The 22,534-nt window shown below is 60.9% G+C and carries 20 protein-coding genes; all 20 read left to right on the plus strand.

Annotation, left to right across the window (positions count from 1 at the left end):
• Nucleotides 1-94: 94 nt before the first annotated feature.
• The 20 genes from L6R21_18940 to L6R21_19035 all read left to right on the plus strand — a co-directional run bounded on the left by L6R21_18940 (nt 95) and on the right by L6R21_19035 (nt 22,482).
• The gene (locus L6R21_18940; GenBank protein MCK6561277.1) at nt 95-583 is read left to right on the plus strand and encodes a hydrogenase maturation protease; all 489 of its coding nucleotides are present in this window, start codon (nt 95-97) and stop codon (nt 581-583) included.
• Between the two features lie 97 nt (nt 584-680).
• Nucleotides 681-3,428 (plus strand): bifunctional acetate--CoA ligase family protein/GNAT family N-acetyltransferase, encoded by a 2,748-nt coding sequence (locus L6R21_18945; protein MCK6561278.1) that lies wholly within the window; start codon nt 681-683, stop codon nt 3,426-3,428.
• 671 nt (nt 3,429-4,099) lie between these two features.
• Nucleotides 4,100-4,366 (plus strand): 4Fe-4S dicluster domain-containing protein, encoded by a 267-nt coding sequence (locus L6R21_18950; GenBank protein ID MCK6561279.1) that lies wholly within the window; start codon nt 4,100-4,102, stop codon nt 4,364-4,366.
• A 78-nt stretch (nt 4,367-4,444) separates the two neighbouring features.
• Nucleotides 4,445-5,506, plus strand: a complete 1,062-nt coding sequence (locus tag L6R21_18955; protein ID MCK6561280.1) for a 3-methyl-2-oxobutanoate dehydrogenase subunit VorB — start codon at nt 4,445-4,447, stop codon at nt 5,504-5,506.
• Between the two features lie 178 nt (nt 5,507-5,684).
• On the plus strand, nt 5,685-5,873 hold the full coding sequence (locus L6R21_18960; protein ID MCK6561281.1) for a hypothetical protein: 189 nt from the start codon (nt 5,685-5,687) through the stop codon (nt 5,871-5,873).
• A gap of 75 nt (nt 5,874-5,948) precedes the next feature.
• Nucleotides 5,949-7,400 (plus strand): 2-oxoacid:acceptor oxidoreductase family protein, encoded by a 1,452-nt coding sequence (locus tag L6R21_18965; protein MCK6561282.1) that lies wholly within the window; start codon nt 5,949-5,951, stop codon nt 7,398-7,400.
• Nucleotides 7,401-7,462: 62 nt separating this feature from the next.
• Nucleotides 7,463-7,657: a hypothetical protein gene (locus L6R21_18970; GenBank protein ID MCK6561283.1), complete on the plus strand. Its 195-nt coding sequence runs from the start codon at nt 7,463-7,465 to the stop codon at nt 7,655-7,657.
• A gap of 151 nt (nt 7,658-7,808) precedes the next feature.
• On the plus strand, nt 7,809-8,939 hold the full coding sequence (locus tag L6R21_18975; GenBank protein MCK6561284.1) for an alanine dehydrogenase: 1,131 nt from the start codon (nt 7,809-7,811) through the stop codon (nt 8,937-8,939).
• Between the two features lie 81 nt (nt 8,940-9,020).
• On the plus strand, nt 9,021-10,316 hold the full coding sequence (locus tag L6R21_18980; protein ID MCK6561285.1) for a 4-hydroxybutyrate CoA-transferase: 1,296 nt from the start codon (nt 9,021-9,023) through the stop codon (nt 10,314-10,316).
• A 104-nt stretch (nt 10,317-10,420) separates the two neighbouring features.
• Complete coding sequence (locus tag L6R21_18985) at nt 10,421-12,685, plus strand: NADP-dependent malic enzyme (protein ID MCK6561286.1); 2,265 nt, start codon at nt 10,421-10,423, stop codon at nt 12,683-12,685.
• 305 nt (nt 12,686-12,990) lie between these two features.
• Nucleotides 12,991-14,022 (plus strand): radical SAM protein, encoded by a 1,032-nt coding sequence (locus tag L6R21_18990; GenBank protein MCK6561287.1) that lies wholly within the window; start codon nt 12,991-12,993, stop codon nt 14,020-14,022.
• Nucleotides 14,023-14,043: 21 nt separating this feature from the next.
• Entirely contained in the window at nt 14,044-15,417 is a 1,374-nt protein-coding gene (locus tag L6R21_18995) for a tryptophanase (GenBank protein ID MCK6561288.1), read from the plus strand.
• 346 nt (nt 15,418-15,763) lie between these two features.
• Entirely contained in the window at nt 15,764-16,525 is a 762-nt protein-coding gene (locus L6R21_19000) for a 4Fe-4S dicluster domain-containing protein (protein ID MCK6561289.1), read from the plus strand.
• A gap of 194 nt (nt 16,526-16,719) precedes the next feature.
• Nucleotides 16,720-17,883 (plus strand): Ni/Fe-hydrogenase cytochrome b subunit, encoded by a 1,164-nt coding sequence (gene hybB / locus L6R21_19005; GenBank protein ID MCK6561290.1) that lies wholly within the window; start codon nt 16,720-16,722, stop codon nt 17,881-17,883.
• Between the two features lie 28 nt (nt 17,884-17,911).
• A complete protein-coding gene (locus L6R21_19010) occupies nt 17,912-18,259 on the plus strand; it encodes a 4Fe-4S dicluster domain-containing protein (protein MCK6561291.1) in 348 nt (115 codons plus the stop codon).
• 210 nt (nt 18,260-18,469) lie between these two features.
• The gene (locus L6R21_19015) at nt 18,470-18,841 is read left to right on the plus strand and encodes a hypothetical protein (GenBank protein ID MCK6561292.1); all 372 of its coding nucleotides are present in this window, start codon (nt 18,470-18,472) and stop codon (nt 18,839-18,841) included.
• 12 nt (nt 18,842-18,853) lie between these two features.
• On the plus strand, nt 18,854-20,419 hold the full coding sequence (locus L6R21_19020; protein MCK6561293.1) for an ATP-binding protein: 1,566 nt from the start codon (nt 18,854-18,856) through the stop codon (nt 20,417-20,419).
• A 46-nt stretch (nt 20,420-20,465) separates the two neighbouring features.
• The gene (locus L6R21_19025; GenBank protein MCK6561294.1) at nt 20,466-21,617 is read left to right on the plus strand and encodes a response regulator; all 1,152 of its coding nucleotides are present in this window, start codon (nt 20,466-20,468) and stop codon (nt 21,615-21,617) included.
• A 59-nt stretch (nt 21,618-21,676) separates the two neighbouring features.
• Nucleotides 21,677-22,147: a hypothetical protein gene (locus tag L6R21_19030; GenBank protein ID MCK6561295.1), complete on the plus strand. Its 471-nt coding sequence runs from the start codon at nt 21,677-21,679 to the stop codon at nt 22,145-22,147.
• Nucleotides 22,148-22,155: 8 nt separating this feature from the next.
• Nucleotides 22,156-22,482, plus strand: coding sequence for a cupin domain-containing protein (locus tag L6R21_19035; protein MCK6561296.1), 327 nt, complete (start codon nt 22,156-22,158; stop codon nt 22,480-22,482).
• The last annotated feature ends 52 nt before the right edge of the window (nt 22,483-22,534 follow it).

The following is a 22,534-nucleotide window of genomic DNA, read 5'->3' on the forward strand; positions in this document are numbered from 1 at the left end:
ATTGGAGAAATTTCTTGCCTTCAAGGCAACGAGTTCACTTTGAAGAAACGATTGATCCGGTTAATTTTTCACAACGCTGTGAGTGAAACGAGAGATGGCAAACGAGTCTCAAGCCGACAAGCGCGCCTTGGTGCTCGGCGTGGGCAATGAGTATCGCGGCGATGACGCCGTGGGCATTCTTCTCTGCCGGCGCCTGGCGGAACAGGCGCCGCCGCACCTTGCAGTTGCTGAGCACAATGGCGAAGGCGCGGCCCTGCTCGAAGCGTGGCTGGGTGCGGAGCTGGTGATCGTGATCGATGCCGTGCAATCCGGCGCGCCGGCCGGCAAGATCTTTCGCTTCGACGCCGCGGTGCAGGCCATTCCCTCGCAGTTCTTTCACTATTCCACGCACGCCTTCAGCCTGGCCGAGGCTATTGAGCTTGGGCGCACTTTGCATCGCCTGCCGCGCCACTTGATCGTCTACGGCATCGAAGGTGAAAATTTCACCGCCGGCGCGCCGCTCTCCGCTGCCGTTGCCCAGGCGATGCCTGAAGTGCTGGCACAGGTCATGCGCGACCTGCGCATGTTTGCGCCGGTCGAGTAGCAGGAAATGCCCGTGCCGCTGGCATTGACTTTTTACCCGCAGACTTTACCTTGGGCTTGTGACCAAAAGGTTATCCCAAGTAGATGAGCCTTGCGCCATGGACAATCCGACTGACGCCGCCCGCGACACCACGCACGACATTCTGCGCTATCAACGCCAGTCGCTGGAGGCGATTTTCCAGCCCAAATCCCTCGCCGTGATCGGCGCCACCGAACGCCCCGGCAGCGTGGGCCGCGCTGTGATGTCGAACTTGCTGGGCGGCAAATTCGGCGGCGCCCTCTTTCCCATCAATCTCCATCGCAAAACGGTGCTGGGTCTGCCGGCCCATCCCCACGTGACTGCCCTTCCGAGTCCGGTTGATCTCGCCATCCTGGCCACGCCGGCGGAGACCGTGCCGGATCTGGTGGCAGAATGTGCGGAAGCCGGCGTGCACGCCGCCATCATTCTGGCGGCAGGCTTTCGCGAGCGCGGCGTGGCGGGCGCGGCTTTGGAACAACGCGTGCAAGCTCAGGCCGGCGGCCGGTTGCGTATCCTGGGGCCTAATTCGTTTGGCGTGATGCAGCCACATCTCAAGCTCAACGCGACCTTTGCGCGCGCGATGGCGCGGCCCGGCCACGTGGCCTTCATCAGCCAGAGTGGCGCGCTGGGCGCGGCGATTCTGGATTGGAGCCTGCAGGCCAATGCCGGCCTCAGCGCGTTCATCTCCGTCGGCAGCATGCTGGACATCGGTTGGGGCGATTTGATCGATTATCTCGGCGATGACCCGCGCACCAAGAGCATCATCATCTACATGGAAACGATCGGAGACGCGCGCGCATTCTTGTCCGCCGCGCGTGAAGTGGCTTTCACCAAGCCGATCATCGTGCTCAAGGCCGGCCACACGAGTGCTGCCGCGCGGGCCGCCACTTCGCACACCGGCAGTTTGGCGGGCAGCGATCGTATTGTGGAGGCAGCTTTCCGGCGCTGCGGCGTGCTGCGCGTCAACACCATTGCCGAGTTGTTTTACATGGCGGAGGTGTTGGACAAGCAACCGCGGCCGCGCGGACCGCGGCTGACCATTCTCACCAACGCCGGCGGCCCGGGTGTACTCGCGGCGGATGCGCTGCTCGCCAGCGGCGGCCGCCTTGCACCGCTGGCGCCGGAAACGATCGGCCAGCTCGATCAACTGCTGCCGGCGCATTGGAGCCACGGCAATCCCATCGACATTTTGAGTGATGCCGACGCCGAACGCTATGCCCAAGCCATCACCCTGGCGGCGCAAGATGCCACCAGCGAGGGCCTGTTGGTCATTTTGACGCCGCAGGCCATGGCTGATCCCACCGCCACCGCGGAGTTGATCACGGCCCGCGCGGCCGCCTTTGGCACGCCGATTCTCGCCAGTTGGATGGGCGGCGCCGAGGTGGTCGAAGGAGAGGCGATTCTCAATCGTGCCGGCATTCCGGTTTTTCCCTTTCCAGATACGGCCGCCCGCATGTTTGCCTACATGTGGCAATACACTGAAAGCTTGCGCGGCTTGTATGAAACGCCAATGCTGCCGGCGCACGCGGACAACGGCACCATTCAGCGCCAGCACGTCCTGGAGATCATCGGGAACGCGCGGCAAAGCGGCCGGACTCTGCTCGACGAAGTGGAATCCAAGAGCATTCTTGCTGCCTATGGCATACCGGTGGTGGCCACCCATGCCGCGCGCAGCGAAGAGGCGGCAGTTGGTTTGGCGGAGCAGCTCGGTTACCCGGTGGTGCTCAAGCTGCTTTCCAGCGCGGTGACGCACAAAACCGCCAGCGGTGGCGTGCGGCTGCATCTGCACGATGCGGCGGCAGTGCGCCAGGCGTTTCGTGAGATTGCGACGGCCCAGCAAGCCGGCGGCCGCGCGTTTCAAGGCGTAACCGTGCAGCCCATGATTCCGCCGCCGGGCATCGAATTGATCCTGGGCAGCACCGTTGACCCGCAATTCGGCCCGGTGCTGCTTTTCGGCGCCGGCGGTTTGCTGGCGGAAGCATTGCAGGACTACAGCCTGGCGTTGCCGCCGCTCACCACCACGCTGGCGCGCCGCATGATGGAACGCACGCGCATCTTTCATGCTTTGCTGCAGGCGGTGGAGCAGCACTCGCTCGATCTGGAAATCCTGACGCAAATGCCGGTGCGCTTGAGCTGGTTGGTGGTGGAGCATCCCGAGATCAAGGAGATCGACCTCAATCCTCTCTTTGTTTCCGCTGGGCGGCTGCTCGCGCTGGATGCGCGCGTGCTGCTGCATGACGCTACGCTGCGGCCGGAACAATTGCCCACGCCGGCCATTCGGCCGTATCCGCGGCAATACCAGAGTCCCTGGCAGTTGAAGAACGGCACACCGGTGTTGATTCGGCCCATCCGGCCGGAAGACGAACCCTTGATGGTGGCGTTTCACCAGAAGCTCTCCGAGCGCACGGTCTATTTGCGTTACTTTCATTTGATCACGCTGACGCAGCGCATTGCGCATGAGCGCTTGACGCGCATTTGTTTCATCGACTATGATCGCGAGATGGCGCTGGTGGTCGAGCGCCGCACCGCGGACGGCGAGGGCCGCGAGATCATTGGCGTGGGGCGGCTGAGCCGATCCCACCGCGCCAGCGAGGCGGAGTTTGCCGTGCTGGTGAGTGACGAGTATCAGGGCCAGGGCTTGGGCTCCGAGTTGCTGCGCCGACTGCTGCAGATTGCGGCCGCGGAGAAGATTCGCCGTGTCTCCGCCGACATTCTGCCGGATAATGATGACATGCAGCGCGTTTGCAAGAAACTCGGCATGCAAGTGCGTTTCGATCATGAGGAGCACGTGATCAAGACCTGGATCGACTTGCCGGCAGAGAAATGATGACTCGTGTCCGTTTCAAATTGCGGACTCTTGAGTAAACGTTCCTGCCACGGCTTGGCCGTTGCATTGCAATCCTCAGAGCTTCCCCGACTCATGAAGTTTTGGAACCCTCGGCTCAGCCGAGGGTGGAACATTCTCTGACAGTCACGCAAGGGAGTGTTCCTGCCACGGCTTGGCCGTTGCATTGCAATCCTCTGAGTTTCCCCAACACTTGCAGCTTTGAAAACCACTTGCTCACCGCGATTCGAGATTTGACAGCCGCCAGAATCCCCACGATTGCCTTCCATTCGTTTCCCCACCATTGACGAAAGCCTCGCTGCCGTCGTGAGTCAGCGCCGGCGAGAGCGCAGGATCTACCCCGCCGCCGCTCCCTTGCCCGGCTTTGACACACTGCGCCAACTTTCGAATTATCAAGTAACAATTCCCAATTGTGAGAATGGGAATAACTGGCTTTTGCAGGGTTGGGAATCGGGCGAGAAATCGCGTCAAAATCGCAGCTTAGCCCGGCAGAGCATCTCTCACAAATCAAATCAGTTAGGGCAGGAAGTCCGGGCCGGGTGTGGCGAGTTTTTTTCGGCATGGCGTTTGAAAGAAAGCAAGTGGGAACGTGGCACCTGCGAAATCCGCAGGAGGGGACTGCTCAGCAACCATCAACCAAAAAAGAGCTCACCATGGCAGAGATTCGCAAAGAAGGTCGCACGCGCGGCATGGTTGTCATCAACGCGGAAGAATGCAAGGGCTGCGGCTTGTGCGTGGAAGTGTGCCCGCCCTCCGTGCTGAAAATCTCCGAAGCCCTGAATCGCATGGGCTATCATCCCGCCGAATACAGCGGCGTGGAATGCACCGGCTGCGGCGTTTGCTTCTATGTCTGTCCGGAGCCGGGTGCAATTACCGTCTACAAACGGGTGAGTGCCAAAGCGCCCGTCGCCGAAGAATGACTCCACGCATCCCCGCGTGGGCAAGTTCACACTTCGGATTAGCAGGCCAGAACCAGAATCGTGAAATCAGGATCGTGTATGCAACTCATCAAAGGCAATGAGGCGGTGGTCAAGGCGGCGTTGCTCGCCGGGTGCCGCGCCTACTTCGGCTACCCCATCACGCCGGCGAGCGAGATCGCGGAAACTGCCGCGCAATACTTTCCCAAAGCCGGCGGGGTCTTCTTGCAGGCGGAGAGCGAAGTGGCCTCGATCAATATGCTCTTCGGCGCCGCCTCCACCGGTGTGCGCGCCATGACCGCCTCTTCCAGTCCCGGTATTTCATTGATGCAGGAGGGCATCTCCTACGCCGCCGGCGCAGAGCTGCCCATGGTCATTGTGGACATTATGCGCGGCGGTCCGGGCTTGGGCAACATCGCGCCTGAGCAGGCGGACTATTTTCAAGTCGTCAAGGGCGGCGGCCACGGCAGTTACCGCGTGATCGTGCTGGCGCCCAACAGCGCGCAGGAAATGTGCGATCTCACCATGCTGGCCTTCGAGTTGGCGGACCGCTATCGCAATCCGGTGGTGGTGCTGGCAGACGGCTTCATTGGCCAGATGATGGAGCCGGTGAATTTTCCCATGCCGGTGACGCAGTTGCCGGAAAAGCCCTGGGCCGTGGCGGGCGCGGCGGCGACGCGCGACAATCTCGTCACCTCCATCGAACTGGTGCCGGAGGAATTGGAAGCCCACGTGCGCCATCTGCACGAGAAGTATGAGACCGTTACCCGCGCCGAAGCGCGCTATGAAGCCTATCGCCTGGAAAACGCCGAGATCGTGACCGTGGGCTACGGCATCATGGCGCGATTGCTGCGCACGGCGGTGGACCTGGCGCGCAGCCGCGGTATCCCCGTCGGCTTGCTGCGGCCGATCACGCTTTGGCCCTTTCCCAAAAACAAGATCGACGAACTGACCGATCACACTTACGGCTTTTTGGTGTGTGAATTGAGCATGGGCCAAATGGTGGAAGATGTCCGGCTGGCGGTGAATGGCTGGGTGCCGGTGCAGTTTTACGGGCGCTCCGGCGGCATGGTGCCGACGGCCGAGGAGCTGCTGCAACAAATCGAGCGCTTCTGGAAAGAGCTGGACCTGGGAGACGGTTGAGACCGGCGCGCCATCAGCCGTTTTTGGTAAGAAAAAGCAAAACGCGAGGAGGATCTGTCATGAGGCCGGGACGATATGAAACACGCGGAATTTGATGCCAAAGCCCGGCAGGCCCGGCCGATGGTCGCACGAACACGAAGCTGACAGATGCTCCTTATTCTTTCATGAGGAAAATGCCATGATCACAGACGAAAAAGAACTGCAGCCCGGTTATGAATGGGAACTGGATTTCCACTGTGAGCGCTGCGGCGCCACCCACGATCTGATTTTCGACAAAGCGACGGAAAAGATGTACTGTGCGCGTTGCCTGCGGTTCGTGCATGGCGGCGGCCAGGCCCAGCCGGATCCCGCGGACTTCCAGGAATGAGTTTTCGCGGCAGCTTGCTGCCGGCGTTCTGAAAGCAACGATTGAATCTGCAAAAACCTATTTGGAGAGAGAATCATGGAAGCCACCGTTTTGCGCCGGCCGGAATCATTCTACGAGGTTTTCGACCGGAAGCCCGGCGCCGACAAAACCTCCACCCACTATTGCCCCGGTTGCGGCCACGGCACGATCCACAAACTGATCGCGGAAGCAATGGATGATTTCGGCATTGCGGACCGCACCGTGTTCATCTCTCCGGTGGGCTGTTCGGTGTTCGCCTACTACTACATGAAATGCGGCAACATCCAGGTGGCGCACGGCCGCGCGCCGGCCGCGGCGACCGGCGTCCGGCGGTCGTTGCCCAACAGCATCGTCATCAGCTATCAAGGCGACGGCGACCTGGCGGCCATTGGCGGCAACGAAATCCTGCACGCGGCCAACCGCGGCGAGAACATCACCGTGATCTTTGTGAACAACGCCATTTACGGCATGACCGGCGGCCAAATGGCGCCCACCACGCTGCTCGGCATGAAAACCACCACCACGCCCTATGGCCGTTCGGTCGGCAACGAGGGTTTTCCGCTGCGGGTATGCGAGCTGCTCGCCTCGTTGGAAGCGCCCGCCTATCTCGAACGCGTGGCGGTCACCGATGCCAAAAATGTGATGTCAGCGCGGCGCGCCATTCGCAAGGCAATTCAGTATCAAATCGAGGGCCGCGGTTTCTCGCTCGTCGAGTTGCTCGCCACCTGTCCCACCGGCTGGAACGTGACGCCCACGGCTGCGAAAAAGTGGCTGGTGGAAAACATGCTGCCGGTCTTTCCGCTCGGCGTGTTTCGCGACAAGAAAGAAAAGCCGGCATCGCTGCCGCCCACCAACGGCGAAGTCAAGGCAGCCGCGGATCTTCGCCGCGAGCTCGATATTCCCGCAGAGAGCGACACCACTTGGCAGGCGCCGCCCGCGGCCGGCCAGGAGTTGAGTCCCCGCATGAAAATTGCGGGGTTTGGCGGACAGGGCATTTTGTTCATGGGCGTGATGCTCGCCGACGCCGGCATGCGCACTGGCCGCCATGTGAGCTGGTTGCCGAGTTACGGCCCGGAGATGCGCGGCGGCACGGCCAACTGCCACGTCATCATCGCCAAAGAGAGGATCGGCTCCCCGCTGGTCTCGGAAACAGACGTGCTGATCGCGATGAACCGGCCTTCGCTGGAGAAATTTCAAGCGGACGTCCGGCCGGGCGGGCTGGTGCTGTACAATCGCTCGCTGATCTCCGGTGTTTCTCTGCGTGATGATCTGCAGGTCGCGGCGATTCCCGCAACCGAAATTGCGGATGAGATCGGCAATACCAAAGTCGCCAACGTGGTGATGCTGGGCGCTTACCTCGAGTTGTCGAAGCTGTTGCCCGAGGAGGTGGTCTTGACCGTGCTCAACCAGAAAGCCAAGTCCCGGCCGGGGCTGGCGGAGTTGAACGCCAAGGCTCTGGCCGCGGGTCAGAGTTTTGTTCGCAAGAGCGTCTTGCAGCGCGAGGCCTAGCCGGAGAGACCGGCGCCGCGCGTGCTGGCGCAACGACACACGCATTTCGGCGGAGGTGCGCCATGAAACTCGAGATGTCCGTGAGTGAGTTGGAGCTGCTGCAGCGCATCGTGCGGCAGTACTACATGAACTTGCGCGGAGAGATTTATCACACCGATTCCTCGCTTTTCAAGGATGATTTGAAATTGGAGAAGGCGGAGATCGAAGCGCTGCTGGGTAGAATCGAAGCGGCCGCGCGCGCGGCTGCCACCGCCTGAGCCGGCCGCACGCGCGGCCTGCTGTCCGGGGTGCGTCGTTAAAGAAGAGAGGTGTTGCTGCAGTGCGCCAAGTCGAGCGCATGAAAGACCGGCAGACTGCGCTCGGGCAATCAACCAACGACCAAGGACCAACGACCAAGAGAGGGCTGTCATGATCATCGGTATTCCCAAAGAAAGCTGGCGCGACGAACACCGCGTGGCGTTGGTTCCCGCTGGCGTCTATGCGCTCGTCAAGGCCGGACACAAGGTCGTGGTGGAGACCGGCGCCGGATTGGGCTGCGGCTTTACCGATCAGACCTATGATGAGGCCGGCGCCCATCTGGCGTTCAGCGCCGGCGAGGTATTTGGCCGGGCCGATATGGTCGTCAAGATCATGCCGCCTGCGTTGGAAGAGGTGTCCGCGCTGGCGCCGGAAAAGACGCTGATGAGCTTCTTCAATTTCAGTGTGATGAACCCCAAGCTCATGGCGATTCTGAGCGACACGCGCTGCACCGCCATCGGCTACAATTTGATCGAAGACCGCAACCACAATCTGCCGGTGTTGACGACTATGAGCGAAATCGCCGGCATGCTGCTGCCGCAGATTGCCGGGCAATTTCTCACCACCCCGGCGGGCGGTCGCGGCATTTTGTTGGGCGGCGTGGCGGGCATTCCCGCCGCGAATGTGCTCATCATCGGCGCGGGCGTGGTGGGCAGCACTGCCGCCGAGGCCTTTGTGGGCGCCGGCGCCAATATCATGGTGCTGGACAGTGACGTCGAGCGCTTGCGCCAGCTCGAGCGCCTCACCCGCCATCAACTCAACACGGCGATCGCGACGCCCTACAACATCGAACGCAACTTGAGCACGGTGGATGTGCTGGTGGGCGCGGTGATGATTCACGGCCAGCAATCGCCGCATGTGGTGACGCAAGCCATGGTCAAGCGCATGCGCCAGGGCAGCGTGATCATGGATATTTCTATCGATCAGGGCGGCTGTGTGGAAACCAGCCGGCCGACGACGCATTCTGATCCCACGTTCATCCGCGACGGTGTGATTCACTACGCCGTGCCGAACATTCCGGCGCTGGTGGCGCGTTCGGCGGCGCATGCACTCAACAACACCATCCTGCCCCTCGTACTGCGGCTGGCGGAGCACGGGCCGGCGGCGATTGCGGAGTCCCGCCTGCTGCAACGCGGCGTGTATCTGTTTCAGGGGCAATGCACGCAGCCGGAAGTGGCGCGCATGCTGGGCTGGCCGCATGCACCGATCACCGACATGCTGCCGCCCTCGGCACTGGCCTGAGGCGGGTGCGCGCGCCGCGGCCGTGCCGGCGCGCCGGAGCAGGCCGCGCCCCGGCAGCCGCCTCAATCCGGAACGAATCGTATGACCTGGTTGGAAAGATATCGGGCCAAATGCTGCTCTGCCGATGCCGCGCTGCAACGCGTGCGGGACGGCGACACGGTTTACATCCACCCGGGCTGTGCGGCGCCGGTACAATTGGTGCGCGCGCTGGTTCGGCGCGGGCCGCAGTTGCGGGAGGTGAATGTTATTCACCTGCTCACTGCCGGCGAGGCCGGGTATACCGCGCCGGAGATGGCCGGCCATTTTCGCCACATCGCTTTTTTCGCCGGCGCCAATGTGCGCCGCGCGCTCAATGAGGGCCGCGCGGATTTCATTCCGATTTTTCTGGGGGAAATCGAAGCCTTGTTTGCCAGCGGCGACATGCCGGTGAATGTCGCGCTCATTCACGTTTCGCGGCCGGATGAGCACGGCTTCTGCAGCTTCGGCGTGGGCATCGACACCACCAAGACCGCCGCGGCGCATGCCGATTGCGTCATTGCGCAGGTGAATGCCAGGATGCCGCGCGCGCTGGGCGACTCTTTCATTCACGTCAACGACATCGACCACGTGGTGGAGGTCGAAGACGAAATTCTCGAACACCCGCAAGGCCGCATTTCCGACCTCGCCGACCGCATCGGCAGCAACATCGCGGATTTGATTGCCGACGGCGCGACGCTGCAGCTCGGCATCGGTGAAATTCCCGACGCCGTGTTGCACTATCTCGGCAACAAGAAGGATCTCGGCATTCACACCGAGATGGTGAGCGACGGCGTGGTGGGATTGATCGAGCAGGGCGTGATCAATAATGAGAAGAAGACGCTGCATCCCGGCAAGGTGATTCTCGGCTTCGTGCTCGGCACGCGCCGGCTGTATGATTTCATCGACAACAACCCGGTGTTCGAGTTTCACCCGAGCAGCTACACCAACGATCCGTTCATCATCAGCCGCAACGACAAGCAGGTGGCCATCAATTCCGCGCTCGAGGTCGATCTCACCGGCCAGGTGTGCGCCGATTCCATCGGCTACAATTTCTACAGTGGCATCGGCGGCCAGGTGGATTTCATCCGCGGCGCTGCGCGCAGCAAGGGCGGCAAACCCATCATTGCCCTGCCCTCGACTGCCAAGGACGGCAGCCTCAGCCGCATCGTGCCGCACTTGCAGGAGGGCGCGGGCGTGGTGACTTCGCGGGGAGACGTGCACTACGTGGTGACCGAGTACGGCGTGGCTTATTTGCACGGCAAAACCGTGCGCGAGCGCTGCCGCGCCCTGATCAATGTGGCGCACCCGAAATTTCGCGAGCAACTGCTGGCTTTTGTCAAAACGAGAAGATGGTTGTAGGCATTATCGGTTGATCAACTCTTAATAGGCACACGGTGGCGGCGGCCGACTGCCGGCATACGCCGGCGCACCATCCACTTCCGCCGTGGTCGAGGGATGCAAAAATGGTTACCAAAGAATCAGCCCTTCGCTATCACAGCGAAGGCCGCAAGGGCAAGATCGAGGTGGTCTCGACCAAGCCGTGCGTCACGCAAAATGATTTGTCGCTGGCCTACACGCCGGGTGTTGCCGAACCCTGCCGCGAAATCCACCGGGACGGCGAAAAAGTTTGGGAATACACCTCGCGCGGCAACCTGGTCGCCGTGGTTTCCAACGGCACGGCCGTGCTCGGCCTCGGTGATATCGGCGCCGCCGCCGGCAAGCCGGTCATGGAAGGCAAGGGCGTGCTGTTCAAGCGCTTCGCGGATGTCGACGTCTTTGACATCGAGCTGGACACGCATGATCCGCAGGAGATCATCAAGGCGGTCAAGCTCATGGAGCCAACCTTTGGCGGCATCAATCTCGAAGACATCAAGGCGCCGGAGTGTTTTCTCATCGAGGAAACCCTGAAGCAGACCATGAAGATCCCGGTGTTCCATGATGACCAGCACGGCACCGCCATCATCTCGGGCGCGGCGCTGCTCAACGCGCTGGAGCTGGTGGGCAAGGACATCAGCAAGGTGAAGGTGGTGTTCAACGGCGCCGGCGCTTCCGGCATTGCCTGCGCGAACTACTATCTCAGCCTGGGCGTGGCGCGGCAAAATCTGATCCTGTGCGACACCAAGGGCGTGGTCTACGCCGGCCGCAAGGAGAACATGAATCCCTACAAGGCCAAATTGGCGGCGGAGACCAAGGCCCGCACGCTCGCCGAAGCGATGGCAGGCGCCGATGTTTTTGTCGGCCTCTCCGGCCCCAACATGGTCACCCAGGAGATGGTGAAGGCGATGGCAAAAGATGCGGTGATTTTCGCCATGGCCAATCCGGATCCGGAGATCACCTACGAAGACGCCACCGCGGTGCGCAGCGATCTCATCATGGCCACCGGCCGGTCGGACTTTCCCAATCAAGTCAATAACGTGCTGGGATTCCCGTTCATCTTTCGCGGCGCGCTGGACGTGCGTGCCACCGCCATCAACGAAGAGATGAAGCATGCCGCCACCCGCGCCCTCGCCGAGCTGGCGAAAGAACCGGTGCCCTACGCGGTGATCAAAGCCTATCGCCTGCAGAATCTCAAGTTCGGCCGCGATTACATCATCCCCAAGCCCTTTGATCCACGCGTGCTCCTTTGGGTGGCGCCCGCGGTGGCGCAGGCGGCCATGGCGAGCGGCGTGGCGCAAAAGCAGATCGATCTGGAGAAATACCGCGAAGAGCTGGAAGCCCGGCTGGGTTTCTCGCGCAAGTTCATGCGGGTGATGATCAACAAGGCCAAGTCCGCGCCCAAACGCATCGTCTATCCCGAAGGCGATTTTCCCGCGATTTTGAAGGCCTGCGAAATCATTCTCGACGAGGGCATGGCTCATCCCATCCTGCTCGGCGATGAGCAGGTGATTCAGAACCGCATCGAGGAGATGCACCTGCATCTGCACGGCGGCGTTGAAATCGTCAACCCGCTCACTTCCCCCAAGCTGGTGCCCTATGTGGATCGCTTCTATGAGCTGCGCAAACGCAAGGGCGTTACGCGGCGCGAGGCCGAAGTGCTGATGCGGGAGCGCAGCTATTTTGGCCCGATGATGGTGCATCTCGGCGAGGCCGACGGCCTGGTCGCCGGCATCACCAAGCACTATCCGGAAACCCTGCGGCCGGCGCTGCAAATCATCAAGCTGCGCGACGGCGTTACCAAAGTCGCGGGCTTGTATGCCATGGTCTTCAAGGAAGGCGTCTATTTCATCGCGGACGCCACCGTGAACATCGATCCCAGTGCCGAAGATCTGGCGGAGATCGCCATGCTGGCGGCCAAGGAAGTGCGGCGGTTCAACATCGAGCCGCGCGTGGCCTTGCTCTCGTTCTCCAATTTCGGCAGCGTGCAGCATCCGCTTGCGCAAAAAGTGCAGAACGCGTTGGCCATTCTGCGCCACCGTGCGGTGGATTTCGTGGTGGACGGCGAAATGCAGGCGGACACCGCCGTGGTGCCGGAGATCGTCGAAGATTTCTATCCCTTCTGCCGCATCAAGGGCGGCGCCAATGTGCTCATCTTCCCGGACTTGATCAGCGGCAACGTGGCCTATAAGCTGTTGCAGCGCCTCGGCCACGCCGAAGCCATCGGCCCGGTGCTCATGGGCATGAAGAAACCCGTGCACGTTCTGCAAATCGGCAGCATGAGCGAGATGGATGTGGTGAATATGACCGCCATCGCGGTGGTGGACGCCCAGATGCTCGGCAAAGAAGGCTGAGACGGACGCGGCAGGTGAGTCGCCCCCGGCACCTGCCGGGGTTTCCGGCAGGCGCAGGCACTTGCCTGCGCCTGGTCAACCCAGGAGAGGCCGGCCGGTTTACCGGTCGCGTCTCGCCGCCGACTCCTGTCTCATGAGTTTGACCAAGGCGTTTTCGCTTCTCCTTGCGTGATCCGCGGGCGTTGCAGGCGGGAGGGCAGTGGCGGCTGGCTGGAGGGTGGACTGATCAATATCAAACTGCGATCCTCTGCCCTGTCGGGCAGCGGCCCGTGCGGTGCGCATTGCGCCTTGCTCAGGAGCGAGTCATGACATTCCAGCAAAAATACCGCTATCTTTTCGGCCCGGTGCGCTCCCGGCGCCTGGGCCTCTCGCTAGGCATCGATACCGTGCCGAACAAGACTTGTACGTTCAATTGCGTTTACTGCCAGCTCGGACGCACCACCTATCAGACCATCTTGCGGGAAGAATATGTGCCGGCCAATGATGTTATGACCGAGCTGGCGGATTTCCTGGAATATGACGGCCGCGCCGATTATGTGACTTTTTCCGGTTCGGGCGAGCCGACCCTGCACCGCAAGCTCGGCGAGATGATCGTGCGCGCCAAACGTCTGACCAACATCCCGGTGGCGGTGCTCACTTGCAGCGCTTTGATGTACGACGCGCAGGTGCGGCACGAGCTGGCGCAGGCGGACATGATTTTGCCCTCGCTCGACGCCGCCTCACCCCGCACGTTTTATGCCGTCAATCGGCCGCACGGCCGTTTGTATCTCGCCGAAATCATCAACGGCCTCCGCCAATTTCGGGCGGAATTCTCCGGCAAAATCTGGCTGGAGATCATGCTGGTGAAGGGCGTCAATGATGATGAAGAGGAGATTGCGCTCTTGCGCCGCGCGATCGCCGAGATCCAGCCGGACAAGGTTCATCTCAACACGGTGGTGCGGCCGCCCGCCGAAGACGAAGCCCAGGCGCTTTCTGACGATGAATTGCGGGCCGTGCAAGCCAAGCTCGGCCCGCCCGCGGAGGTGATCGCGGAGCGCTGGACCGCACCGCGCCTGTCGCTCGACAGCCGGCTGATCTCCGAGGCCGTCAATCTCATCGCCCGCCATCCGATGACGCTCGAGGAGATTTCCCACTACATGAATTGCAAGCCGGAGATCATCGCGCTGATGCTGAAGGGCTTGACCGATTCCGGCGAGGTGGAGGCGCGTACGCATCGCGGCCAGGTTTTTTATGTTGCACTCGCCGAGGAGAATGCCGGCGCGGCCGCGGGAGTGGCCGCGGCCTGGCCGGCGTCCAGCGCTGTGGCAAAACTCGCCGATGAAGATCTCGAGCCCTAACCCAGCAAGAGTGACCCGCCCATGCGAACGATCATTGAGCCTTTTCGCATCAAAATGACCGAGCCCATTCACCTGCTTTCGCACGAGCAGCGCGTGCAGAAGCTGGCGGAGGCGCATCATAACGTGTTTCTGTTGGACGCAGCCGATTGCCCCATCGATTTGTTGACCGACAGCGGCACCGGCGCGATGTCCACGGAGCAGTGGGCGGCTTTGATGCTGGGGGACGAGAGCTATGCCGGCAGCAAATCCTGGAAACGGTTCGAAGCCACGGTCAGGCAGATCACCGGCATGGAGCACGTCTTTCCCACGCATCAGGGCCGTGCCGCGGAAGGCATTCTCGCACAAACCCGCCTCCAACCCGGCGACATTATTCCCAACAACAGTCATTTCGACACCACCCGCGCGAACATCGAATTCGTGCACGCGCAGGCAGTGGATTTGTTGTGCCCGGAAGGACTCAACACGACGCTCGAGGCGCCGTTCAAGGGCGATATGGACCTGGCCAGGTTGGAGCGCTGCCTGGACGAGCACGGCCGGGAGAAGATTCCTTTTTGCATGATTACCGTGACGAACAACACCGGCGGCGGCCAGCCGGTGTCGCTCGCCAACGTTCGTGCGGTGAAACGGCTGCTGCAAAAGTACGGCGTGCCGTTGGTAATCGATGCCTGCCGCTTCGCGGAGAATGCTTATTTCGTTCACGAACGCGAGCCGGGCTATCGCAGCAAAACCCTGCTGGAAATCGCGCAGGAGATGTTTTCCTATGCGGATGCCGCGACCATGAGCGCCAAAAAAGACGGCCTCGCCAACATCGGCGGCTTTCTGGTTTGCAATGATGAACAGTGGGCCGAGGATTTTCGCAATGCCCTCATTTTGCGCGAGGGCTTTCCGACCTATGGCGGCTTGGCCGGCCGTGATTTGGAAGTGATCGCGGTGGGCTTGATGGAAGCACTCGATTATGACTATCAAGTCTATCGTCACGCCACCGTCGAATACATGGGCCAGCGGTTGCAGAAGATCGGCATTCCGCACGTGCGGCCGGTGGGCGGCCATGCCGTTTTCCTCGATGCCAAAGCCATGCTGCCGCATGTGCCGCCGCTGCAATATCCCGGCATCGGCCTGGTAAATGAATTGTATCTCGACGGCGGGGTGCGTGGGGTTGAGATTGGCAGTGTGATGTTTGGCCGCTTCGACAAGTCCGGTCGCGAACTGCCGGCGCCGCTGGAGCTGGTGCGCCTCGCCTTTCCGCGCCGCGTTTACACGCAAAGCCATTTTGACTACGTCATCGAAGTGTTGGAAGCGGTGTGGCGGCAGCGCGACAAGATTCCGGGCTATCGCATTTGCTATCAACCGAGATTCCTTCGCCATTTTACCTGCCATTTTGAGCCACTTGCTTAGAGCGCTTTGCCTTGGGCAAGCCGGCCCCACTGTTTTGCATTCCTGCCTCAGCGCGGCCCTGGCCAGGCCCGCGATGACGCACTGCGCTCAGCGAAGCCGGATAACCTGCGGGGTTCTCTCGAATTTGCAACATTGCAAAAGCCCGGCTTTTGATTCCCAATTTCGGAAATCGAGGTTTTGTGCTTGCAGCTTAAGTGCAAATAAAACAGTAAATGAAAACCAGTGCCGCAGGGCATAGTCCTTGCCTAAGGTGAGGCAGAAGTTGCATCATTGATTGGAATTGAACCATATCCGTGATAGATCCATCATGACAATCCCTGGTCACTCATTTGTGTGAGGAGAGAATATGGCGCGCAAGGCAATGTTGATTGATATTACTCTGTGTGTCGGTTGCGGGCTGTGCCGCGATGCCTGCAAGGAACAAAACGGGCTGCCCGCCGGCGAAGAAACCAAGCTCAACGCTAATGCCTATACCGTGGTGCAGGATCATGGCAATGATGTGTTTGTGCGGCGCGTGTGCATGCACTGTGAGGTGCCGACCTGCGCCTCGGTCTGCCCGGTGGGTGCTTTCACCAAAACCGCGGACGGCCCGGTGCTGTACGAGGAGTCCAAGTGCATCGGCTGCCGCTACTGCATGCAAGCGTGCCCTTATCAAGTGCCCACCTACACCTGGGATCAAGTCGCGCCGCGCGTGCGCAAGTGCATTTTCTGCCACACGCGCCTGGCGGAGGGCTTGCCGACTGCTTGCGCCGAAGCCTGCCCCACGGGCGCCACCATCTTCGGTGATCGGGAGGAGTTGATCGCGGAAGCGCAACGCCGCCTGCGCGAGGAGCCGGAGAAATACGTCAATCACATCTATGGCCTCAACGAGGCCGGCGGCAGCTCGGTTTTCTTCCTCTCGGCCATACCGTTCGAGCAATTGGGTTTCCCCAACAATCTGCCCGATCATCCGTTGCCGATGCTGACCTGGAACGCGCTCTCGAAGATTCCGAACATCGTGGCAGTGGGCGGCACCGCGCTGTATGGCTTGTGGTGGATCATCAATCGCCGCGATGAGGTGGGCAAGCTGCAGGCGAAGCTGAAGGAGATGGAGGATAGAAAAGAATAGCCGCTTTTGCGCTCCTTGCCGAAGAATCCATTCTCCGGCAAGCTTGAAGGAGGAAGTGCCGGTTCGAGAGATGTTCCGCCTCGGTTGTGTCGAGGCCTTTGCAGGATTCTTCTGAAACCAAATCCAACATTCGAATATTTCACGGCATGGCCCGTGATTCCGCATTTTGACCGATCGAAGGAAGTGAGCTCGTTATGAAAAAGCTGCTTGGACTTTTGACCTTCTGGCGCGCCGTGCTCGTCATCCTGCTCGGCCTCGGGCTGTATGCCACCTATGTGCGCTTCACCCAGGGGCTGGGCGCAGCCACCAATCTCAGCGACCAGTTTCCCTGGGGCTTGTGGATCGGCTTCGACATCCTCTGCGGCGTGGGCTTGGCGGCGGGCGGTTTCACCCTGTGCGCCATCGTTTACATCTTCAACATCAAAACCTTCAAGCCCGTCATTCGCCCCGCGGTGTTGACCGCGTTTCTGGGCTACCTGCTGGTGATCTTCGCCCTGCTCTACGATCTCGGCCGGCCCGACCGTATCTGGCACGCCATTGTCATGTGGAATCCGAGCTCAGTGATGTTCGAAGTCGCCTGGTGCGTGATGCTCTACACCACGGTGCTGGCGCTGGAGTTCAGCCCGATCCTCTTCGAGAAGCTGGGCTGGGAGCGGCCCCTGCGTTTCGTGCGCGCCATCACCATACCGCTGGTCATCGTCGGCGTGCTGCTTTCTACTTTGCACCAATCTTCGCTGGGTTCACTCTATTTGATCGTGCCGGAGAAACTGCACCCACTGTGGTATTCCTCGCTGCTGCCGGTGTTTTTCTTCGTCTCGGCCATCGGCGTGGGTTGCGCGATGGTGATCTTTGAATCGTTCATGAGCAGCCGCGCTTTCAAACGCGAGATCGAGATGCCGCTGCTTTCGCAGCTCGGCCGGGTGTTGGTGGTCATTCTGATGATCTACACCATCATGAAGCTCCAGGATTTGGCCGATCGCCGCGCCTGGGCTTACGTCGTCACCCCCAATCTGGAGTCGATGCTGTACTGGGCGGAGATGGGACTGGGCGTGTTGTTGCCGATGATCCTGCTGGCGATTCCCAAAGTGCGGTTGCATGCCACCGGTTTGTTCAGCTCGGCGCTGCTGGTGGTTTTGGGATTCGTGTTGAATCGCATGAATGTGAGCATCACCGGCATGGAAGGCTGGGCCCAAGCCGGCTATTTTCCCTCCTGGATGGAGATTTCTGTTACGACGATGATCGTGGCCCTGGGCATCACGGGTTTTGCCCTGGCGGCGCGCTATTTACCGGTGTTTCCACCGGCGGAACATGAAGCCAAAACGATGGAAGAAAGCCCACACATGGCGTGGGCGGAATAACACTTTGCATCCCGAAAGGAGAAGTCTCATGGCATTGATCATCACTGCCGAATGCATCAACTGCGGCGCCTGCGAGCCGGAATGTCCGAACAATGCGATTTATGCGGGTGGCACGCCCTGGTCGTTTGCCGAGGGCACGGCGGTCACCGGGCAAATCGAATACAAAGGCGGGATGGTGGAGGCCACGCGCAAATTCGATCCGTTGTCGGATGATCTCTATTTCATCGTGCCGGAAAAATGCACCGAATGCGAGGGTTTTCACGACGATCCGCAATGCGCCTCGGTGTGCCCGGTGGATTGCTGCGTCAAAGATCCGGATCATGAAGAGTCGCAAGAGGTGTTGCTCGACCGCAAGCTGAAATTGCATCTCAACTGATTTTGATCTGTTCCAGGTCGCCCGCACCGCCCGCCGCCGGTTGCGGACAGCCATTCATGCGGTGATGCGCGGCCTCCCCGGCGGCGCGGCTTGCGCCGCTGGCCCGCGGCAGCCTCTGCGACAGCGTGAGAGAATCTGCCCCGGCAGCCGGCTGCGGTAAGCAGGCCTGGGGAGGCGCGGCATTGCCGAGCGAACCCCAGCGAGGTGTCTATGGCCGAGCTTCTGCAAGAATACGCGGACGCCATCCGCAGCCGGGTGTGCAGTGTGTGCCTGGATGCGGTGATGCAGCGTGACCTTTTTGTGCGCTGTGGGCTGCCCGCCGGCCGCCGCTGCCCGGTGGATCTCTATCTGCCCCGCGTGATCGAGGTGGTCGAATCCGTCGATAGCTGGCTGTTGGAAGATTACGTTCACGCTTTGCGCGAGCGCGTGTGTGCTGTTTGCGCCAACGCCGAGGGCGGAACCTGTGTGCTGCGGCTGCAAGCCGATTGCGCCCTGGATCGCTACTTCATGCTGGTGATCGAGGCGATCGACGAAGTCAAATCCCGCCGGCAGGCGCAAAACGAAACTGCCGGCATTCCTTGATGGAAAACCGTCATGATTACACGCGTCAGCAACAAACTGATCCTGGCGGTGGCTGGTGTGGCCATCGCCATCATCGGCATTTTTGCGTTTCTGCTGCTGCAGGCGCATCAGCGCCAGCTCATTGCCGAGCTCGAGCGCAGCGCGCACCAGCTCAGCGAAACAGTGAAAAGCAGCACGCGCTACGACATGCTGTTGAACCAGCGCGAATCCGTGCATCGCATCATCAACACCATCGGGCAGCAGGAGGGTATCGAGAAGGTCCGCATCTTCAACAAGGAAGGCGTGATCATCTATTCGACTGATTCCCTGGACGCCGGCCGGATGGTCGACAAGAAAACCGAGGCCTGCTACGGCTGCCATGTCGCGGATCAGCCGCTCGAACGCCTGCCGATTTCCGAGCGCACGCGGGTGTTCTCCTCCGCCGACAAGGGCGGGACGCTGGGCATCATCAATCCGATTTACAACGAGCCGAGCTGCTGGCAGGCGGACTGTCATGCGCACAGCGAGCAGCAGAAAGTGCTGGGCGTGCTCGACATCACCATGTCGCTGGCCGAAGTCGAAGCCGGCCTGCAGGCCAGCAAAATGCGCCTGCTGCTTTTTGCCGTCGTCGCGATTGCCTCGGTGAGCTTAATCATCTATCTACTGGTGAATCGCATCGTGCTCAAGCCGGTCAGCCAAATTGTGGCCGCCACCAAACATGTGGCTGCGGGTGACCTGAATTACATAATTGCGTTCGACAAGCCGGATGAAATCGGCACGCTCGCCAAATCCTTCAATGACATGACGCGCCGGCTGGCGGAGACCCAGCGCCAGCTTTATCAATCCGACAAGCTGGCATCGGTGGGCCGCCTGGCGGCGGGCGTCGCGCATGAAATCAACAACCCGCTTACCGGCGTGCTGACGTACAGCAGCTATTTGCTCAAGCGCGCCGATGCCCATCCCGAAATGAAGGAAGATCTCGAGGTAATCGTGCGGGAGACTATGCGCTGCCGTGAGATCGTCAAGGGGCTGCTGGACTTTGCGCGCCAGTCCCGCCCGGAGAAGCGCCAGAGTGACATCAATGAAGTGGTGAAACGGTCGGTGCGGATTCTGCAAAACCAGTTCACGCGCCATCACGTCAAGGTCGAACAGAATCTCGACGCCAGCCTGCCGTTGGTGTCGATGGATGTGGATCAAATCCAGCAGGTGCTGGTGAACCTGCTGCTCAATGCCAACGATGCCATGGCGGAAAAAGGCGGCACGCTCACCGTCGCCACGGCCCGCGCCGCCTTTGACGGCCGGCCGGAAGCGCCGGCGCAACATGAGTACGTGCAAATTCAGGTGAGCGACACCGGTTGTGGCATTGCGCCGGAACATCTGCAGAAAATCTTCGAGCCGTTTTTCTCCACCAAAGGGCAGAAGGGCAACGGCCTGGGGCTGGCCATCGTGTGGGGCATTGTGGAAAAACACAACGGCCAGATCGCGGTGGAGAGTGAAATCGGCAAAGGAACGTCGTTCAAAATTCTCTTGCCGTTGCATGACAAAGCGAGTGTAAAACCCGAGCATCACATGGCGCCGCAGGCAGCGCGCGTGGCGTAAATTGAATCAAATGCGCCCGGCCGGCAGCGCGAGAAAGGAGGCATAAATGGTTGCCATTTTGGTCGTGTCGATGATCCTTGCGTTCATCGTCATTGACGTCGCTGTTCGCGTGATTACCCGTCGCATGCAGGAGGCGAAAGCCCGCAAAGAGCGGCTCGCCGCCTTGGATATCGGCCTCAATCTCGACTTTACGCATGAGGCCAAGTCCCTCCGGCGCGTGGATGTCCCCCACCCGTTGGCCCGCATTCTGGCGGTGGATGATGAAGCGGTGGTGCTGGACAGCTTCCGCAAGATTCTGGTGGTGGCCGGCTACGCCGTCGATACGGTGGAGAGCGGGCGCGAGGCGCTCGGCCTGGTGCAGAAGAACAAATACGACTTCGTCTTCACCGATTTGAAGATGCCGGAGATGGACGGCCTGGACGTGGTGAAAGGCGTGAAGCACTTCAGCCCGGAAACCGACGTGGTGATGATCACCGGCTATGCCACCATCGAATCCGCGGTGGATGCCATGAAGTTCGGCGCCATGGACTATGTGCAGAAGCCGTTCACCGAAGATGAGCTGGTCGAGTTCACCAAGAAATGCCTGATTCGCCGGCAGGATCGCCTGGAAAAGCAAATCAAGCCGGTGGTGCGGGTGGTGACCACCGAGCGGCCGCACGAGCACGAGTTTCTGCTGCCTGGCGGCGTGTTCATCTCCGAAGGCCATGTGTGGGCCAATGTCACCATGCCCGGCCTGGTGCGCGTGGGCATGGACGACTTTGCGCGCAAAATGATCGGCCGCATCGATGCCCTCGAGTTTCCCGCCAAAGGCCAGCAGGTCAAGAAGGGCGAGCCGCTGTTTTACATCCATCAGGGCGAGCGCAAGGCGGCGTTCAAAGCGCCGATTTCCGGCAAGGTGCATTTGCTCAACAATGAGCTGGCGCAAAACCTGACTTGGCTCGAGAAGCAACCCTATGAAAAAGGCTGGATCTGCTCGATCAAGCCCGACCAGCTTTCCGTTGAAATCGAGCAATTGCGCATCGGCGACAAGGCCGCGGCCTGGTATCAACAGGAAATCAAACGGGTGCGCGAGCTGCTCACGCCCGCCGGCGGTAACGGCCATCCCCTCGAGGTGCCGGAAATGGCACGGCTGGTCGAAGGCCAGCTCGAAGAAACCGATGACAGCACCTGGAAAAAGTTCGCGGAGTCGTTTCTGTAGGGAGCCCGCGCCGGGGCGCAGGGTGAGAACGCAACGAATGCCGGGAGGAATGAAATCACATGACCGACGCACATCTGACGGTCGCACATTTTCTGCAGAGCCAGGCTGAGGCCATCCTAACGGAATCCCGGGAGGCCATTGGCCGCGCGCATCTGGCCAACTACGAAAGAATCGGCCACGAACAGACTTGGCAGCGCTTGCAGTCGCTGTTTGATCTCGTGCGGCAGTGCATTCATGACCGGAATCTCACGCCCATGCGGTCGCAGGCCAGGATGATTGCCGGCGAACGCTTTGCGGCGGGTTTTGATCTGGGCGAAGTGCAAACCGCGTTCAACGTGCTGGAAGAGGCGATCTGGACGCGCCTGATCAAGGAGATGCCGCCGGCGCAGCTCGCCGAAGCGCTGGCTCTGGTGAGCACAGTGTTGGGCGCCGGCAAAGATATGCTTGCGCGCACCTACGTGAACCTGGCCAGCCGGGCGCATCTGCCGTCACTCAACGTGCCGGAGTTGTTTGCCGGCACGGAAGGATGAGAAGAAAAATGGAACAGCCGGTCGCGCAAGCCGCGCGCTTGACCGAGCTGGTGGGTTACCAGCCGGGCGCGGTGGTCAGTCGCACGATCATGTCCGGCAAGGCCGGCACCGTGACTTTGTTCGCGTTTGAGGAGGGCCAGGGCCTGAGCGAACACACCGCGCCCTATGACGCGTTGGTTCAGGTTTTGGAAGGCGAAGCGGAGGTCACGATCAGCGGTGCGACCCTGCGCCTGCACGCCGGTGAGGTGGTCATTATGCCGGCGCGCCAGCCGCACGCGCTGCAAGCTGCCACGCGCTTTAAAATGATGCTGACGATGATTCGTGATCTCGTCTGAGCCGCTGGCTGCTGCCTGGTTTGCGTGCTGCGGTTTTGCCTCACCGGCAGCG

The sequence above is a fragment of the bacterium genome (assembly GCA_023150945.1).
In the GTDB taxonomy this organism is placed as follows: Bacteria; Zhuqueibacterota; Zhuqueibacteria; order Zhuqueibacterales; family Zhuqueibacteraceae; genus Coneutiohabitans.

What these genes read in the sequence shown, in the direction of transcription:
- L6R21_19010 (MCK6561291.1), top strand. Translation starts at nt 17,912, where the DNA reads ATGGCATTGATCATCACTGCCGAATGCATCAACTGCGGCGCCTGCGAG.
- L6R21_19000 (MCK6561289.1), top strand. Translation starts at nt 15,764, where the DNA reads ATGGCGCGCAAGGCAATGTTGATTGATATTACTCTGTGTGTCGGTTGC.
- L6R21_18955 (MCK6561280.1), top strand. Translation starts at nt 4,445, where the DNA reads ATGCAACTCATCAAAGGCAATGAGGCGGTGGTCAAGGCGGCGTTGCTC.
- L6R21_19025 (MCK6561294.1), top strand. Translation starts at nt 20,466, where the DNA reads ATGGTTGCCATTTTGGTCGTGTCGATGATCCTTGCGTTCATCGTCATT.
- L6R21_19035 (MCK6561296.1), top strand. Translation starts at nt 22,156, where the DNA reads ATGGAACAGCCGGTCGCGCAAGCCGCGCGCTTGACCGAGCTGGTGGGT.
- L6R21_18950 (MCK6561279.1), top strand. Translation starts at nt 4,100, where the DNA reads ATGGCAGAGATTCGCAAAGAAGGTCGCACGCGCGGCATGGTTGTCATC.
- L6R21_19030 (MCK6561295.1), top strand. Translation starts at nt 21,677, where the DNA reads ATGACCGACGCACATCTGACGGTCGCACATTTTCTGCAGAGCCAGGCT.
- L6R21_18995 (MCK6561288.1), top strand. Translation starts at nt 14,044, where the DNA reads ATGCGAACGATCATTGAGCCTTTTCGCATCAAAATGACCGAGCCCATT.
- L6R21_18990 (MCK6561287.1), top strand. Translation starts at nt 12,991, where the DNA reads ATGACATTCCAGCAAAAATACCGCTATCTTTTCGGCCCGGTGCGCTCC.
- L6R21_18940 (MCK6561277.1), top strand. Translation starts at nt 95, where the DNA reads ATGGCAAACGAGTCTCAAGCCGACAAGCGCGCCTTGGTGCTCGGCGTG.
- L6R21_18945 (MCK6561278.1), top strand. Translation starts at nt 681, where the DNA reads ATGGACAATCCGACTGACGCCGCCCGCGACACCACGCACGACATTCTG.
- L6R21_18960 (MCK6561281.1), top strand. Translation starts at nt 5,685, where the DNA reads ATGATCACAGACGAAAAAGAACTGCAGCCCGGTTATGAATGGGAACTG.
- L6R21_18965 (MCK6561282.1), top strand. Translation starts at nt 5,949, where the DNA reads ATGGAAGCCACCGTTTTGCGCCGGCCGGAATCATTCTACGAGGTTTTC.
- L6R21_18985 (MCK6561286.1), top strand. Translation starts at nt 10,421, where the DNA reads ATGGTTACCAAAGAATCAGCCCTTCGCTATCACAGCGAAGGCCGCAAG.
- L6R21_18970 (MCK6561283.1), top strand. Translation starts at nt 7,463, where the DNA reads ATGAAACTCGAGATGTCCGTGAGTGAGTTGGAGCTGCTGCAGCGCATC.
- L6R21_19015 (MCK6561292.1), top strand. Translation starts at nt 18,470, where the DNA reads ATGGCCGAGCTTCTGCAAGAATACGCGGACGCCATCCGCAGCCGGGTG.
- L6R21_18975 (MCK6561284.1), top strand. Translation starts at nt 7,809, where the DNA reads ATGATCATCGGTATTCCCAAAGAAAGCTGGCGCGACGAACACCGCGTG.
- L6R21_19020 (MCK6561293.1), top strand. Translation starts at nt 18,854, where the DNA reads ATGATTACACGCGTCAGCAACAAACTGATCCTGGCGGTGGCTGGTGTG.
- hybB (MCK6561290.1), top strand. Translation starts at nt 16,720, where the DNA reads ATGAAAAAGCTGCTTGGACTTTTGACCTTCTGGCGCGCCGTGCTCGTC.
- L6R21_18980 (MCK6561285.1), top strand. Translation starts at nt 9,021, where the DNA reads ATGACCTGGTTGGAAAGATATCGGGCCAAATGCTGCTCTGCCGATGCC.